Origin of the sequence: Hydrogenoanaerobacterium sp. (assembly GCF_032017025.1) — a bacterium.
In the GTDB taxonomy this organism is placed as follows: Bacteria; Bacillota; Clostridia; order Oscillospirales; family Ruminococcaceae; genus Hydrogenoanaerobacterium.
Genome location: NZ_DALZQO010000022.1, coordinates 40015 through 54524, shown reverse-complemented (window position 1 = coordinate 54524; position 14510 = coordinate 40015). Strand labels below are relative to the sequence as shown.

The following is a 14510-nucleotide window of genomic DNA, read 5'->3' as shown; positions in this document are numbered from 1 at the left end:
AGTATGGTTTGCTCAGTGAGGTTCGGCGCAGAAGGTGGCAATCATGTGGACAATCCATTCATCGCTACGCCAATATTCTGAACCGTAACTTTAAAACAGAGCAAACCAACAAGAAATGGGCGACTGATATTTCTTATATCCCTACAGCACAAGGGTTTCTATATCTATCCGTTATTCGTGACCTCTTTGACAACAGTGTAGTTGCCTACAAGACCAGCCGGCAGCAAACCGTTAGCCTGGTACTGGACACAGTTCGGGCTGCTGTGCAAAAAGAAGCGGTCGCTGGGGAGTTGCATCCCCACAGCGACCGAGGGTTTCAATACACATCCCAAGCATATTTCAACTTAACTCAAGAAAATGGCATTACACCCTCTATGTCAAGACGAGGAAACCCTTATGACAATGCTATGGCTGAGAATTTCTGCTCCATGCTCAAAACAGAGTGTATCTCTAGACAAAAAATCCAGTCCTTTGAGCAGGCTCAGCAACTGATTGATGATTATATCTATTTCTACAATTTTGAGCGCTACCAACTAAAATACCGCCTGACTCCATTTTAAAAACGGAGCCAGACGGCGTAATCTTTAGATATTCTACGATTGGTCTTTCTTTTTACTGTCTATTTTCCATGGAGCGGTTCGCTGCAGCTCTTTTTTGGTCAAATTCAATCGTCGTCGTGGTCGTTTTGCGAGTTACCCTTGTCTTTTTCTTTGCCTTTCTCTTTTTCATCGTTGTTTTTAGAGGATTGATTGTTGCCGGGCTTATTGACCTGCGCATTCTTGCAGGAGGACGGACAATCATCACACCACCGGTCACAGCCGTCATCGTCTTTGCACTCATCGCAGGTGCAGTCAGCCAAGCAGAACTTACAACCTTTTTCAGGCTTGTTTCCGTTTCCCGGTTTGTTGACCTCTGCGTTTTTACAGGAGGACGGGCATTCGTCGCACCAGCGGTCGCAGCCATCATCGTCTTTGCACTCATCGCAGGTGCAGTTCGCCAAGCAGAACTTGCAGTGCTTTTCAGCGGAGTTGTTCCCCGGTTTGTTAATCTCTGCGTTTTTGCAGGAGGATAAGCATTCGTCGCACCAGCGGTCACAGCCATCATCGTCATCGCACTCATCGCAGGTACAGTTGGTCAAGCAGAACTTGCAGCGCTTTTCAGCGGAGTTGTTCCCCGGTTTATTAATCTTTGCGTTTTTGCAGGAGGACGGGCATTCGTCGCACCAGCGGTCACAGCCATCATCATCGCAGTCGTCGCAGGTGCAGCCATTGGTACAACCGGTACAGCGGTCTTCCTCATCCAAATCATCCATGACATCCTCGATGTTATCTTTGACAGACTCATCTTTTTCATAGTCTACAATATCGCTTATGTCAAGCTTCTTATCACTGATGAGCCGGGCAATTTCCTCAAGTGTCAGCGGCGCAAGCTGCTCCATGGTCAGGGATGGATCTTTGAGTGTGAGCTGATACAGAAACACTGCCTTGCCGTAGGAAAGGTTGTATTTTTTTGCAAGCTCTTCCAGATCTTTATCAGCACTTACTTTTTGATTAAACACCGTTGCTTTGATATTGTTCTTCTTCAGGGAACTGTTGATGTCGGATACGATATTGGTTTTAATTGTATCCGCTTTTGTGTCATCATCATTTTCTACGGTTACTAAGATGGAATTTTTGACGTCGGTAATATAGCCATGCTTTACCATTGAGCCCATAATCGCATTGATTGCGACATCGAGGTCAACACGTTTCAGGTTCATATCCCCCAAAATCTCCACGGCATCATCATTCAGCGGGCTGACGCTCAGCACCTTGTCGGCTTTGTTTGCAGTAATCTCCACACTGGGGTTAACATCAATGGCAATGGTGGTATCCACCTGATTGTAGCTGGCAGCGCCGTAGCCTCCAAAAATTACGCCCAGCATAAGGCATGCGGCTGCCAAACCACCAATTATTTGAGTCTTGCGGTTCCATAGTTTGGTACTATTCATAGCTTGCTCCGTCCTCTCTGTTTTGTAGACGTAAGCAGAGGATACCTTTTCAAAAACATCGGGGGTAGACTGCCTGGCAGCCTGCCGGATGTGTTGTTCCATTTGTTTGCGATTCATACAGTCCCCTCCTCTTTGGTAAGATATTGTCTTAGTTTCTTGAGCGAACGGTTGTACTTTGAAAGTACCGTCGCCAGCGGCATCTCAAGCAGCTGTGCAATTTCTCGGTGGCGCAGCCCTGTAAGCGCATGCAGCAGCACAATCTGCCGCTCGTCTTCCTTCAGCAGTGTTAACGCTGCCTCCAATACCAATCGGTCTTCCTGATTTGTAACACAGGAAAAATCCAAGCGGTTATCCAGCTCCTCTATGGGTTGGCAAGGAACTGTGGCCTTACTGCGCAGCTTCATCCGTGCAAGGTTTTTTGTAATTGTGAGCACCCAAGCCATCGGTTTTCCGCGGGGCTGGTACAGGTGCGCGCTTGCACGAATCTTGAGATAAGTGTCTTGCATAACATCCTCTGCATCCTGTTGATTCTTTAAAATCGATAGGGCAAACCCATATACGGCACGGTCTGTTTGGCAGTAAAGGGCGCGAAATGCCTCCCCGTCATTGTTTCCAACGCGGGCTATCAGTCCCTCATCCAGCAGCTGCGGTACAGCCCGATTCCTCTTCTTATCTTGGTCGGTCGACATCAAACAAAATAAAAGCATGGTTATTGATCCCTTTCACTTTAATAATGCAGGGAGTCAGCATTTTATTGCATGTGTATAAAAAAATTTTAATCTTATATACGGCCTAAAACATTGGCAATGTAAATGAGGCTGACAACTTCTTTCTTTTCAACCGCGGCGCTTTCCATCCGAAAGGAAAAGTTCGCATAGGTAATAACAGCCGCAGCAAGGATTGCAACCGCCAGAAAGAGAGCAGAACTCTGCAGAATCTTTTTTGGGGCCGGCACACCACCTCGCCCAAACAGATTGAATTTATGTATTTATTCTACCACACAAAGCAAAAACTGTCAGGTTCTGTTGCCAGTTTATACAAACCAATATTAGTATTGTTGGTAAACAGGATGTATGATTACTATCTCGCTACCGGTAATATTGGTTCTTTTTGCATTTAATCCAAGTGAGACATATTGTATCAGAGATATAACCATCAAGGTATGGTTTGTTAGATGAAGATAATGTGCTTGGGAAAATCTCCAACGAGGTGTAATGACATCGCATGCCAAATGTGCTATACTTTAGCTGTAATTTTAGGAAGCAGAATTTCTGTTTCTGTAATAGGTGGTTCGATTATGGATTGGATTTTACAGTCAGAGCGCTTAGGGTTTCGCAAAATTTGCAAAAATGATTTTGACGATTTATGCTTGATACTACAAGATGCCGAAGTGATGTATGCCTGGGAACATGCTTTTTCAAAAGACGAAGTCAGCCAGTGGATAGAGAAAAACCTTGCCCGCTATGCAAACGAAGGGTTCAGCTATTTTGCACTGATTGAAAAGAGTACCGAGAGGCTTATTGGCGTAATGGGGCCCTTGGTTGAGAATATCGATGGTGCTTCACACATCGGAATCGCCTATATCCTCAATCAATTATTTTGGGGGAAAGGTTATGCCATTGAAGGCGCGAAAGCGTGCGTAGAATATGCTTTCAACCAGTTAAATGCCGATAAAGTGATTGCAGAAATCAGGCCTAACAACGATGCGTCCCGCAAGGTTGCCGAAAAATTAGGCATGAAAATAGAAGGCGAATTCGTCAAGCACTATAACGGTATTGATATGCCGCATTTGATTTATGTATTAAGAAAATGAATGTAGCGATGTAAACTGTCGGCACTGCAAAGCCCGAATAAGTACAATGTACGTGTTGTTCAAAAACTCATCAAAAAAACACCTGACTGGTGGCGATTGCACATCAGTCAGGTGTTTTTTAAAGTGAATTATCCTCTTTTACGGCGTGCATTTACAAGTTCTGTACTAACAGCCATGATAACAAGGAATACCATTAAATAGATGGGCAGCAGCGAAATACTGAGTGCTCGGCAATTAAGCCGAAGAGCGGCGGCATAAAAGTGGAGCCAATGTAAGCACACGCCATCTGCACGCCCATCATCGCCTGAGAAAGCTCGCTGCCAAATAGCTCGGGAGTCTGATGAAGCATGCACGGGAATACAGGGGCGCAGCCCAACCCGATAAGCGACATACCAATGGGGATTTTCCAAACTCCAGCAGGAATTACGAAAAACGAAACACCCAAAAAAATAAAAATCTGACCAATCCGTATCAGCCGCCGGCTGTCGAGTTTTATCGCCACAAAACCGGACACAAAGCGCCCAAGCGTAATGCCCAGGTAATACAAAGAGGTCCAAAGTGCGGCGGTTTTAGAGGACACACCGTATTTTGCCACTGCATAGCTGCCGCCCCAAAGCCCTACCGTAAGCTCTTGCACGCTATAGCAGAAAAACGCCAGAAACACCAGCTTGGCATATGGAATTTTTATAACCTCTATAAGCGGAACAGCCAGCACCGTGTCGCTGTTTTCCTCTGTACTATTTACCGCCGCGTGCTTCCATAGCTTCAGCGATGCAATCAGAACCGCTACAAGAACACTTTGGATGATACCGATGGTGAGGTACCCCATATGCCAATTGTTGTTTTTAGCGAGCCAAAGTGACATGATAACAGGCCCGCAGGTTGCACCAATTCCCCAAAAGCAGTGCAGCCAGTTCATATGCTTTGCCTTGTAATGAAGCGCCACAAAATTATTGAGCGCCGTATCAACCGAGCCCGCACCTAGTCCAAGTGGGATAGCGAGCACACAAAGGAACAGGAACACGTTTGTAAAACCAAATCCAATCAACGCTACCGCCGTCATACCAACGCTTACCGCCGTTACAATGCCGGTTCCAAATTTTTTAATCAGCCGTGTGCTCATTAAGCTTGACACAACGGTGCCACAGGAAACAATCATTGATAAGATGCCCGCATAGGAAACAGCCACACCTAAATCTGCGTGGATGACCGGCCAAGCTGAGCCAAGCAGAGAATCCGGCAGGCCGAGACTGATAAACGAAATGTAAATGATGATTAGCAACAGCGTCATACTATACCCCTTTGTATTTGCCGAACAACGCAGTGTACAGTGCTTCTAGTACAACGGTTGCAAGGCCGTATTCATAATCAGTTTCAAAAGAGGTGGAGGTCTCGATATGAACCGAGAATCCACCGTGCAATCGTTTTTCGGTCTTCGTCTTGATACAGGGAGCATCTTCTTCGGTAAAGAAGTCTCCATATAAAATCAATTTTTCCGGAGCCACCGTGCAGCAGACGATTGCAAGCAGGTGTGCGACAGAGCCGTAGAGAGCAGCTTTATTCTCATAATCAAAACGATCCCACTCAACACCAAACGGAAGGTACCCAATCTCACCGGCAAAATGTTGGCTTCCATGATAGATGCTTCCGTCTATAATCAAACCCATTCCGGGGCGATAAAGGCGCGGAAAATATAGGCCGGCGACCGTTCCATTGGTACCATTTCTTTCGCTGCTGCGCTGGTAATAGCCAAATACCGCCGCATTGATGTCGTTGACAAACACAACCGGAACTTTGTAGCGTTCACGATACCGCTGTATAAAGTCTTTGCCGATCAAATCCGGGTAGTCGCTGATTGTGATGCTGCTGTCATCTTCCTCACCCGGCAAACCAAAGCCAATTACCCCAATATTCCCGACCATTGCAAATGCGCGTTCCATCATTTCATCAAAGCCGTCACAGAGAACGGTATCAAAATATTGTTCTTCGCTATACCTACAGCTACCAAGCAGGTCCAGAACGCGCATACAGATAAAGTTTTGATTGTTCTTTTGATGAGCATACAAAATAACTGCGTGGCCGTACCCGCCGTTGTAGCAATATTCCGCGGAGGGGCGCCCACCGTTGGAGGGAATCATATTGCCCTCAAAAACCTCACGGCGCTCCAGCATTTCGGTAATAATGGAATTGACCGTCATCAAGCTCAAACCGGTCAACTGCGCAAGCTGCTGTTTTGTAGCCGCTTTGAGCGACAGCAGTTGCTTCCTGATGAGATGTTGATTGATTTCTTTTACAAGAAGAACGTTTGCTGTTTTCATACTTTGCCCCTTAATATGCAGTTAATAAGATGCTTATAATAAGTATTATACAAGTGCGAATAAACCATGTCAAGGCAGAGCCGTGCTTTCAAAATATTTCGAAGCAAATTTTTTTATCAAGTGCCCCGCGGAAGAATTACGATTGCTGAAAGCTCGCCTGCGTGGTAAACTATAAAAAAGTGCCCTGCCATAAGAAGTACGTTGGGAGAAATATTTATGGAGAAAACATGCCGAACCATAGACGATTACATTTCACAATGCCCGCCCGAGGTTCAAGGCACCCTGCAGGAGCTTCGGAGCGTCATCAAGGAGGAAGCACCGGAATCCGCCGAAAAAATTAGCTGGGGAATGCCGACCTTTGTCTACCATGGGAACCTGGTGCATTTCGCCGCGCACAAAAATCACATCGGCTTCTATCCCGGAGAAAGCGGAATTTCAAGTTTCAAAGATGCTTTGTCCGAGTACAAAAGCTCCAAGGGTGCTGTGCAATTCCCCTACACAAGGCCACTTCCGCTCCAACTCATCCGGGAGATTGTACGGTTTCGGGCAGCTGAAAATGCTGAAATTGCGGAGAAAAAGAAAAAACCTAAGCCCCTTTAAGAACGTATCTGCGGGCGGCTTGGAGGTATTTACACACAGGATTAATTGGGGGAACAGGAAAATGAGATACCCCATACCCTGTTCTTTGCTCTGGAATAAAAGAACACCGCTCTGCACAAAAGTTTGGCGGAGCATTGGCAATTGAATTTGTTTTTGGTTCTTGTAATTTGGCTTTAGGAGGGATAGTAAATGACCGGATTTCAGATTGCGGCACTTGTGATAATGGCCGTATTTTACATAGCTTATTATACAAAAATGCTGTTGCAGCGCAGGCGGGGCATTCAAACCAATCAGATTGCCAAGGGTGAAAAGCCTGCAAAAACCCGCCGTGTTGAGGTTTTTATGAAGATTGCAACCCTTGCCATTGTGGCAGTTGAGGTGGTCAGTATTCTGCTGAACACGCAGCTCATCAAAATACAGGCTGTGGCGATTGCCGGGCTTGTGCTCGCGGCTGTGGGCGTAGCCGTTTTTGTTGCTGCCATGGCAACAATGAAGGATAGCTGGCGCGCAGGGATTCCTGCAACTGAGAAAACTTCGCTTGTACAATTCGGTATCTACCGCTTCAGCCGTAACCCGGCGTTCCTCGGTTTCGATCTCCTGTATCTGGGAATTTTATTGGCATATATGAACGTCGTGCACCTGATGTTTGCGGCCTTTGCAATTACTATGCTCCATCTTCAAATTCTGGAGGAGGAAAACTTTTTGCCGGCTGTGTTCGGTGATGCATATCTGGCATACAAGAACAAAACACGAAGGTATTTCTTGTTTTTTTAAGAAGCTTGCCATTGTGATAAAGGTGCAACAAAAATAGTAATATCAAAAAAACGTCCTCGACAACGAGGACGTTTCTGCATGCAGCAGCCTTTCGCACAGCTATTCGGTTTTACATTTTGCCGCCGCTGCAAAATGGCACTCCAGGGTATGGGCAATGTTCTCAGGCAAGCAAATTCCGCGCCGTCTTTCTACCGTTTCGATGTGGCGGAGAATCTCCAGCGCAATCAGCTGCGTATCAAGCTGCATATAGCGGTTGCAGCATGCCATGATATGTGCTGCAAGCCTATATTTTTGCTGTGTGCAGATGGGCGAATAGACCAAGGTAAACACCGCAAGGGCGGCGATATCCGCTTCCTTTTTGCCCTCTTTTACACACTCAAAGTCAACTCCGTAAATTTTATCGGCATAAATAAAATTCCTTAAATGCGCGTCACCCAAAACCATTTCGCGACCGTAAGCGCTTTCAAGGGCGGCGTAGCATTGGGCAAGCCATTGGCACAGCAAATTAAAAATGCCAAACACCTCATCGCTGTGTGCAGGCTGTTCCAGCACATCCAGATAATCCACCAGCACTTTGCCCTCAATATGCTCATAAACAATGCTTTGCTCTTCCATAAAAAGCATTTGGGGCACGGCAATATGGTGCTCACGCAAAAGCTGCGCAGCCTGCCGCTCCGCCAAAAATCCATTGTTGTTGCCACCGAAGCTTTTCAACACCGCCTTGGGGAAGTGCGCATCATCGGTGCTCACCAGATACACATGGTTGCGCTTGGACAAAAACGGCTCAATGATGCTGTATTTCATAATCAATATCCGTCCGTCGATACGTTAATTTCAATTGGAACATTGGATGGCAGCAGGCCGTTTTCCTCCAAAGCGCGGTTAATCGCCGTGAGCAGCTTTTTTTGCTGCGCGGCAGAAAGCTCTACCCGATTATTGTTATAGCTGAGCACCGCTGCTTGTTTTATCAGCATACAGTCGCTTACAGATGCCTCACCGCGAAGAATTTTTACACTCAACTCTTTGCAAGAGCTGCCGCAAAGCCCACAGTTTAAGTTGTCAACCTCGGGCAGCATGGGGAATACCTTTTTCTCCACCAAATCTGCAAGGGTGGCTATGTCAGACAAAGGATTTATAACGGGCAATCCGTCAAGCTCGGTCATCTGCTCGCAAAGCCGTCCGCAAACAGCGAAGGTCATATCGGTTATACGCTCTCTTGCACTTTTCTCTGTCGGTGCTGTCACAATTCTTGGCGCGTGGTTATAGTAATCGCCCTCAAAAATAAGGTAATCGTAATCGTATAAGTCAACCAGTTCTTTAAACTCAAGTTCTCGCTGATACATAACGGCAGTTTCGTTTTCTGCCCATGTGGTAACTTGAGATGAGCCTGCAAGGCGGTGCCTTGCAGAATTTTTCACATTGGTGTCTATGGTAAAGCGGTGGTCTCGGCCTGCCGAGCACTTGCATTTGCCGTTAACCAACAGATGGCAGCGAGTACCACAGCTAATCGCCTTTACCGAGCCAACCGAGTATCCTCTGGCTTTCAGTTCTTTGATCAGCCCCTCCACAACCGTGGTTTTGCCGGAGTTGCTGATACCCACAACGGTAAAAATTTTCATTGTATCAATCTCCTTTAATATCAATTATGCCGCGAGAACGAAGCATAGAAAAAAAGCAAAGCTAACAAACAAAATCGCAATATCTTTCGCGCCGAGAGTAAGCTGAAACCGGCTTGTTCGCTTATCATAGGCTCTGAAGGCACGCAGTTGAATCGACATGGAAACCTGCCTTGCATGCACCACCGCACCCGCCACTACAGGGGCAAGCATGGTAGAAAAAAGACGAATTTTCTCTGTAAGTTTAAGCTTGCGCAGGTCGATGCCCCTTAGCTGAATTGCCACCACAGTGTCTTGAATTTGTTCTTTCAGCTGTGGCAGAAAACGGATACCCATCAGCGACATAAAGGCAATCTCATAGGGAATTTTCATCTGAATCAGCCCCTGAATGATCTCTCGGTCGGAAGATGTGCTGAGAATGAATGCCGAGCATAGGATGATGAACATGCGCAGTACAAAGCTTAGTGCAGTTGCAATGCCGTTTTGCGTCAGCACAGGTACCGAAAACAGCTCAACAAGAACCTTGCCGCCTTTCACAAAAACACTTTGAATCAGTGCGATTACCAAAATAACATTCAAAAAGTTTTTGCAGCTTATCAGTAACTCCTTCCGTTTACCGCCGAACAAAGCAGTGCAAAGTGCCGCAACAAACAGGAGAAACACAAGGGGAAACACGTTGTTATAAAAAATTGCAAGGGTGGATAGAACAGCCACAACGCAAAGCTTTGAGCGCGGGTCTGCTTTACTCAGCATAAACCGTACCCCCTCGAACCGTAAGAACCTTGTCGGCATTCTTCTGTACAAAGCTGTTGTCATGGCTGATGACGGCAACCCCAATCTGTTCGCCCTGAATCAGCTGTTTTAAAAGTGCCGAGAGCTCCGCCACCTTGCCTGTATCCAAACAAGCGGTAGGTTCATCCAGCAGCAAAAAGCGTGGTTTTAGGGCCAGCCCTGCTGCCATGGCAAGGCGCTGCTGCTCGCCCCCGGACAATTGCAGCGGAAAGCACTTCCGCAGATGAGACAAACCAAAAAGCTCCAGCATTTTTTGCACACGCGCTTGTATTTCAACCTCGGAAGCCCCTTTATACCTTAGGGCAAAGGCAACCTCGTCCTCCACCGTGGCCGCAAAAAGCTGCCTGGAGGGGTGCTGAAAGCAGTAGCAAACATCCGCTGCAATCTGTGAAATCTGCATATTTTGGATGTTCTCGCCATACACCTCAATTTTGCCCGAGGCTGGCTTGAGAATGGCGGTGCACAGCTTGGCAAGGGTGGTTTTGCCTGCTCCATTTTCGCCTGTAATCGCCGTGAATTCCCCCTGATAAAAAGCAAAAGATGCATTTTTAATTACAAAATCTTTCGACTTTGGGTAGCGGTAGCAAACGTCTGCCGCCTCAATGGCAGGCTGTGTCTGTATCATGAAAATGCTCCTTTGCTGTGCCGTTTTCCAATCTGATTATTCTATTGCATATCTGTAAATTTTCGTCCATGTGGTCTACCATTATAATGGTCTTACCATTTTGTGCAAGGCTTTTCAGAATGGGCAGCAGTTTTTTTCTACCCTGTGCGTCCACAAAAGCAAGTGCCTCGTCAAATAAGAGCACAGAGGCATCCATGCTGAGGGCACAGGCAAGGGCAACAAGCTGCTTTTGTCCGCCCGAAAGCAGGGCAGGCTTTGCCCCTCGGTGCCCGCTCAAACCCACGCAGTGCAAAGCCCAATCAATGCGCCTTTCTATTTCCTGTGGAGCAATGCACAGGTTTTCAAGCCCAAAGGCAATTTCGTCCTCCACCGTTGGCATAAAAACCTGTGTTTCGGGGTTCTGGAACACCATACCGATTTTGGTAGAAACCTCCGCCATGCTCATCTCTGCCAAATTGCAGCCCAGTATTTTAACTAGGCCCGCTGTTTCGGCGGGAATGAAACGGGGAATTATTCCGCATAAGCAATGTAGCAGGCTGCTTTTTCCGCTCCCGCTTTGCCCGCATATGCCAACGATATCGCCGCGATTGGCGCTAAAGCTGATTTCAGAGAAAATCTTGCGCTGCCCATAAGAAAGGGAAAGCCGGGTTACCTCTACAGCCGATAATGATTCCATAATAATTCCTTTTTTATTTCACAATGATCTCGCACAGCTGCTTCGCCCACCTTTGGCTGAACGCGTCTTTTCTCACCACAACCATATAAGGGCCGCTGTTTTCATCCAACGCGGTACCGTCCATTTCCCAGGCCAACCATATGTTATCCCTATCGGCCACCTCGGCGGCGGAGAGCGTAACGGCGTACCCATCAATGGATGAAAGCACAACCTGTGCGCTGTCGCTTACAAAAACCCCTTTAAACTCCAGCACATCGATCAGTGCGGCACCCTTGAATGTTCTTTCTATCGGGGACTTTCCATTGGATTTTTGCACGGCAGAAAACTCTTGCACCTTAATACTGCCCAAATCCTGCGATGTGATTGTCGCCGCGGTTTGACCGCTCGCTGTCACGATAATTTCCTTTTGTGATGCCTGTTGCAGCTTGCCTTCGGCGCGTTGCATGTTCAGCACAGCCAAAACGCCCACCACAGCGGCAAGCACCGCAATCGTGGCTATAATGATGAAATTGGTACTGATTCTCTTGTTTGGACCGCCCATATGTATCACTTCTCCATCCACAATCAATCGGCATTAAACAACACAATTCCCTCCCGAAAATTCGAGGGGGAATCTTTGTTTTATCTCTGCATTTCGCGTGCGTCGGTGTTCGAGACTTTCTCGTATTGTTCAAACAACCCAAATGCCGCTAAACGCTTTCGAATGCCGTAGGCAATCAGCCCTCCCATTCCTCCCGAGAGAGCTCCCGCGCTCAGGCTTAATAAAAGGGGAATCGCAGGCAGCCTAAAAAACAGGAAATTGGAAAGCAGTGTACCCAATAGATTGGAAGCAAGCCCACAGGCAAACATTTTTATTTTATAATCCTTTACCTTTTTGAAAAGCAGCAAAGTTACGTCCACCGTAATGCCCGGCAGAAGGTATGTAATTAAGCTAAGTATGCCGTGGCTTCCCGATACACCTGTGGCAATAACAATAACAGCTTGAACTGCGGCAATGGTTGTGCCGCTGCCCGTTTTGCCCACAAGTGCCGCACCCAGCACAATCCACAGCATATAAATGCCGCCGGCAACCGAGCCGCCGGGAATGAGCAAAGGCCCCGTAATAAAATGTACAAGAGGCACAACCACAGGTTTAACCGCAATACCAAGGGCAGCCATGCTTGCCATCAGCACCAAATCGAACACAGTATATTTTAAAAACCAGCGAGAAATACTCATCACCCGCTTTCTAAAAAAATTGCTTTGGAGTCGGGGCTTTCAGGTGCCCCGACTCCAAAATGTAAAATGAAAAGGAGTTTTATAAGTACTCATAAGGTGCGGTAGCCGCCACGCGGAAGTTATTTTGCGGTGACGAAAGCCAGATTTCTGACGCAGGTATTTTTTGGCAGACCGCCAAAGTATGTTTCAAGCTCGCCCTTATCGTTCAGTAGGATGATGCCTTTTGCAATATCTGCTTTGGCAATTTCTTTTTCATAACCGTCTGCGGCGGTAAAGGTGTAAGCTTCGGCATCGTTCATGCTCAGCAGCTCAAACAGCTTGCTCACGGAAACGCCTATTTTCTCGCCGACGGTGGTTGTGCCTGCCGCAGTCAAACAGCTGTTAAACGAGACCAATGCGTTTTCATCTGCCCGGATGCTCAGGAGATTTTGTACACGCATGCCCTCGGGGATTTTATCGCCTGTTATCTTAGGCGCGTGCTCACCCGCTGTGGTAATTTGAGCGGAAGAGAGAATTGCAAAGGTTTCGCTTTTTTCAAGCCCATCTGCCGCGGTAATTGCCAGCTTCGCAGTGGCGTCATCGAACCCTGCTGCTGCCAGCAGTTCTTTGCCCGAAATAGTCTTTTCATCCTCGTAGTCGGTTGCTGCAAGCTTTTGAAACGCGGTTTCCATAAAGGCGATGTTACCCGCGGCTACCTTTGCGGGCGCGGCAGTTTCATTTAAATGAATATATTTGATGTTTTTAACCCAGTACATTGCCCGTTCTTCGGGAATGACAACCCACACAGGTGCTTCTTTTTCGGTAAGGGGCTTTCCGTCTACACCGTATACGAGCAGAATTTGCCTTTGTGCCAACACTTCGCTCGGTATTTCCATCGAGTAGCCATCGGCTGCCTCAAAGCGCAGGGACTGGAGCTTATCCTGTGCAAGGCTGTATTTTTCCAGCAGCTTGTTAAAGTCGGCACCGGTCACAGTAATTTTGGATTCGCCCGAGGTGGATTTTTGAAGAACCTCCATCGTAATTGGCTCAAACGCCGTGATTCCGCTTACGTCCACTGTCACATCGGCCCCGGCAACATTTTTTAGGGTAAAGCTGCCCGCTGTTGCCGCAATTGCCTCACCTTGGCTTGCGGAGCTTTGGCTCGTAGTGCTTGGGCCTTCGGAGGCTGATTCAGCTTTTGGCACCTGGCTTTGGCAGGCGGTTGCCAAGCTCATCATAGCAATCGCGGTTAATATGGCAAAAATTTTCTTCATGAAAAAGCTCCCTCAATTATTCTGATTCAAATCAATTGCACGTCAAAAACGGCAATAAAAAAAGCAACCCTTAAAAAAGGTTGCCAATACACAGACCGTGCTACAACTTAACCGTAGCACGTATCGTATACTATGCAATCCCCTTTTCGAAAGGAAGGTGACAAAATTTCTTTTGTCGCCCAGGCTTTGTTCCATAGGCAAGTGCCCTTAGGCCGCAGCAAGCTGCCAAAGCTCGGAGATGTTGAATTTACGCATAGTATACCGTGAAGTTGAGATATTGTCAATGTTTTAACTTCTAATTATTACACAAAATTATTTTGCATTAACATACGCAAACAGCCAATACTGCTAAACATTTAAATAAATCAGCCCAATAATTGATAAATCGTTGAACACTCTTTTTCCAAGCTCCAATATTAGTCCACTTGTATTTTAAATGTTGGTATATTTATACAAATATTATAGGAATAAATTTTCATTAAGCACTTGATAAACATTTGACAAATTACTGCTTATCCTGTATCCTTTATATGTATATCTATAGGAGTATAAACTTTCAAACGACCTTACATATTTTTTAGATTACAACGATAAACATTGCTTTTTACTTCTATTTCATAACCGGAACGCTTTAAAGTGTGAGGTAAAAACAATTTGAAACTTGAAATGTTTTGTTATGCGGATACACCGCTAGGGCTACGACAGCCTCGGCCGAATATGCATAACCCGAGTGCCACAGCTTACGCGCTTTGGCACCGTTTTTGCTGTCCGAAAGCAGCCGTTAAACTAGAACGGCCGATTGCATGTTGATGATTGAAGCAACAGGGAATGCGGC

At 46.6% G+C, this 14510-nt stretch carries 17 protein-coding genes and 1 riboswitch; of the genes, 4 read left to right on the top strand and 13 right to left on the bottom strand.

The window, feature by feature from the left end; translation table 11 throughout:
- Positions 1-560: IS3 family transposase (locus RTV33_RS12430; protein WP_312644706.1), on the top strand; the 560-nt coding region annotated here is incomplete at its 5' end.
- 104 nt (positions 561-664) lie between these two features.
- On the opposite strand, the gene RTV33_RS12425 is transcribed toward RTV33_RS12430, so the two are convergent.
- The 3 genes from RTV33_RS12425 to RTV33_RS12415 form a co-directional block, all read right to left on the bottom strand.
- The gene (locus tag RTV33_RS12425) at positions 665-2107 is read right to left on the bottom strand and encodes a hypothetical protein (protein WP_312644704.1); all 1443 of its coding nucleotides are present in this window, start codon (positions 2105-2107) and stop codon (positions 665-667) included.
- Positions 2104-2697, bottom strand: coding sequence for an RNA polymerase sigma factor (locus RTV33_RS12420; protein ID WP_312644702.1), 594 nt, complete (start codon positions 2695-2697; stop codon positions 2104-2106). The genes RTV33_RS12425 and RTV33_RS12420 overlap by 4 nt, the downstream gene beginning before the upstream one ends.
- Positions 2698-2771: 74 nt before the next feature.
- The gene (locus RTV33_RS12415) at positions 2772-2945 is read right to left on the bottom strand and encodes a hypothetical protein (RefSeq protein ID WP_312644700.1); all 174 of its coding nucleotides are present in this window, start codon (positions 2943-2945) and stop codon (positions 2772-2774) included.
- A 342-nt stretch (positions 2946-3287) separates the two neighbouring features.
- Between RTV33_RS12415 and RTV33_RS12410 the strand changes: the two genes are divergently transcribed.
- The gene (locus RTV33_RS12410) at positions 3288-3803 is read left to right on the top strand and encodes a GNAT family N-acetyltransferase (RefSeq protein ID WP_312644698.1); all 516 of its coding nucleotides are present in this window, start codon (positions 3288-3290) and stop codon (positions 3801-3803) included.
- Positions 3804-3996: 193 nt separating this feature from the next.
- On the opposite strand, the gene RTV33_RS12405 is transcribed toward RTV33_RS12410, so the two are convergent.
- Entirely contained in the window at positions 3997-5094 is a 1098-nt protein-coding gene (locus RTV33_RS12405) for an MFS transporter (protein ID WP_312644696.1), read from the bottom strand.
- Between the two features lies 1 nt (position 5095).
- A complete protein-coding gene (locus tag RTV33_RS12400) occupies positions 5096-6121 on the bottom strand; it encodes an ROK family protein (protein ID WP_312644693.1) in 1026 nt (341 codons plus the stop codon).
- Between the two features lie 216 nt (positions 6122-6337).
- On the opposite strand from RTV33_RS12400, the gene RTV33_RS12395 reads away from it, so the two are divergent.
- Positions 6338-6721: a DUF1801 domain-containing protein gene (locus tag RTV33_RS12395; protein WP_312644691.1), complete on the top strand. Its 384-nt coding sequence runs from the start codon at positions 6338-6340 to the stop codon at positions 6719-6721.
- 189 nt (positions 6722-6910) lie between these two features.
- On the top strand, positions 6911-7495 hold the full coding sequence (locus RTV33_RS12390; protein WP_312644690.1) for an isoprenylcysteine carboxylmethyltransferase family protein: 585 nt from the start codon (positions 6911-6913) through the stop codon (positions 7493-7495).
- A 99-nt stretch (positions 7496-7594) separates the two neighbouring features.
- Here RTV33_RS12390 and RTV33_RS12385 read toward each other — a convergent pair whose 3' ends face one another.
- The 8 genes from RTV33_RS12385 to RTV33_RS12350 all read right to left on the bottom strand — a co-directional run bounded on the left by RTV33_RS12385 (position 7595) and on the right by RTV33_RS12350 (position 13675).
- Positions 7595-8299, bottom strand: a complete 705-nt coding sequence (locus RTV33_RS12385) for a hypothetical protein (RefSeq protein ID WP_312644688.1) — start codon at positions 8297-8299, stop codon at positions 7595-7597.
- A gap of 2 nt (positions 8300-8301) precedes the next feature.
- Entirely contained in the window at positions 8302-9114 is an 813-nt protein-coding gene (locus RTV33_RS12380; protein ID WP_312644686.1) for a molybdopterin-guanine dinucleotide biosynthesis protein MobB, read from the bottom strand.
- Positions 9115-9138: 24 nt separating this feature from the next.
- A complete protein-coding gene (locus tag RTV33_RS12375) occupies positions 9139-9864 on the bottom strand; it encodes an energy-coupling factor transporter transmembrane component T (protein ID WP_312644684.1) in 726 nt (241 codons plus the stop codon).
- Complete coding sequence (locus tag RTV33_RS12370) at positions 9854-10528, bottom strand: ABC transporter ATP-binding protein (protein ID WP_312644681.1); 675 nt, start codon at positions 10526-10528, stop codon at positions 9854-9856. The genes RTV33_RS12375 and RTV33_RS12370 overlap by 11 nt, the downstream gene beginning before the upstream one ends.
- Positions 10503-11204, bottom strand: a complete 702-nt coding sequence (locus RTV33_RS12365; protein ID WP_312644680.1) for an ABC transporter ATP-binding protein — start codon at positions 11202-11204, stop codon at positions 10503-10505. The genes RTV33_RS12370 and RTV33_RS12365 overlap by 26 nt, the downstream gene beginning before the upstream one ends.
- Before the next feature lie 13 nt (positions 11205-11217).
- Positions 11218-11745 (bottom strand): molybdopterin-dependent oxidoreductase, encoded by a 528-nt coding sequence (locus RTV33_RS12360; protein ID WP_312644678.1) that lies wholly within the window; start codon positions 11743-11745, stop codon positions 11218-11220.
- Positions 11746-11825: 80 nt separating this feature from the next.
- Positions 11826-12422, bottom strand: a complete 597-nt coding sequence (locus RTV33_RS12355) for an ECF transporter S component (protein WP_312644676.1) — start codon at positions 12420-12422, stop codon at positions 11826-11828.
- 119 nt (positions 12423-12541) lie between these two features.
- Positions 12542-13675 (bottom strand): molybdopterin-dependent oxidoreductase, encoded by a 1134-nt coding sequence (locus RTV33_RS12350; protein WP_312644674.1) that lies wholly within the window; start codon positions 13673-13675, stop codon positions 12542-12544.
- Between the two features lie 123 nt (positions 13676-13798).
- Positions 13799-13925: riboswitch (molybdenum cofactor riboswitch) on the bottom strand.
- Positions 13926-14510 lie beyond the last annotated feature (585 nt).

Excerpts from the sequence above, each read along its gene's own strand:
- RTV33_RS12370 (WP_312644681.1), bottom strand. The coding sequence starts at position 10,528 with ATGATACAGACACAGCCTGCCATTGAGGCGGCAGACGTTTGCTACCGC.
- RTV33_RS12420 (WP_312644702.1), bottom strand. The coding sequence starts at position 2,697 with ATGCTTTTATTTTGTTTGATGTCGACCGACCAAGATAAGAAGAGGAAT.
- RTV33_RS12350 (WP_312644674.1), bottom strand. The coding sequence starts at position 13,675 with ATGAAGAAAATTTTTGCCATATTAACCGCGATTGCTATGATGAGCTTG.
- RTV33_RS12425 (WP_312644704.1), bottom strand. The coding sequence starts at position 2,107 with ATGAATCGCAAACAAATGGAACAACACATCCGGCAGGCTGCCAGGCAG.
- RTV33_RS12375 (WP_312644684.1), bottom strand. The coding sequence starts at position 9,864 with ATGCTGAGTAAAGCAGACCCGCGCTCAAAGCTTTGCGTTGTGGCTGTT.
- RTV33_RS12390 (WP_312644690.1), top strand. The coding sequence starts at position 6,911 with ATGACCGGATTTCAGATTGCGGCACTTGTGATAATGGCCGTATTTTAC.
- RTV33_RS12380 (WP_312644686.1), bottom strand. The coding sequence starts at position 9,114 with ATGAAAATTTTTACCGTTGTGGGTATCAGCAACTCCGGCAAAACCACG.
- RTV33_RS12365 (WP_312644680.1), bottom strand. The coding sequence starts at position 11,204 with ATGGAATCATTATCGGCTGTAGAGGTAACCCGGCTTTCCCTTTCTTAT.
- RTV33_RS12405 (WP_312644696.1), bottom strand. The coding sequence starts at position 5,094 with ATGACGCTGTTGCTAATCATCATTTACATTTCGTTTATCAGTCTCGGC.
- RTV33_RS12355 (WP_312644676.1), bottom strand. The coding sequence starts at position 12,422 with ATGAGTATTTCTCGCTGGTTTTTAAAATATACTGTGTTCGATTTGGTG.
- RTV33_RS12410 (WP_312644698.1), top strand. The coding sequence starts at position 3,288 with ATGGATTGGATTTTACAGTCAGAGCGCTTAGGGTTTCGCAAAATTTGC.
- RTV33_RS12360 (WP_312644678.1), bottom strand. The coding sequence starts at position 11,745 with ATGGGCGGTCCAAACAAGAGAATCAGTACCAATTTCATCATTATAGCC.
- RTV33_RS12400 (WP_312644693.1), bottom strand. The coding sequence starts at position 6,121 with ATGAAAACAGCAAACGTTCTTCTTGTAAAAGAAATCAATCAACATCTC.
- RTV33_RS12395 (WP_312644691.1), top strand. The coding sequence starts at position 6,338 with ATGGAGAAAACATGCCGAACCATAGACGATTACATTTCACAATGCCCG.
- RTV33_RS12385 (WP_312644688.1), bottom strand. The coding sequence starts at position 8,299 with ATGAAATACAGCATCATTGAGCCGTTTTTGTCCAAGCGCAACCATGTG.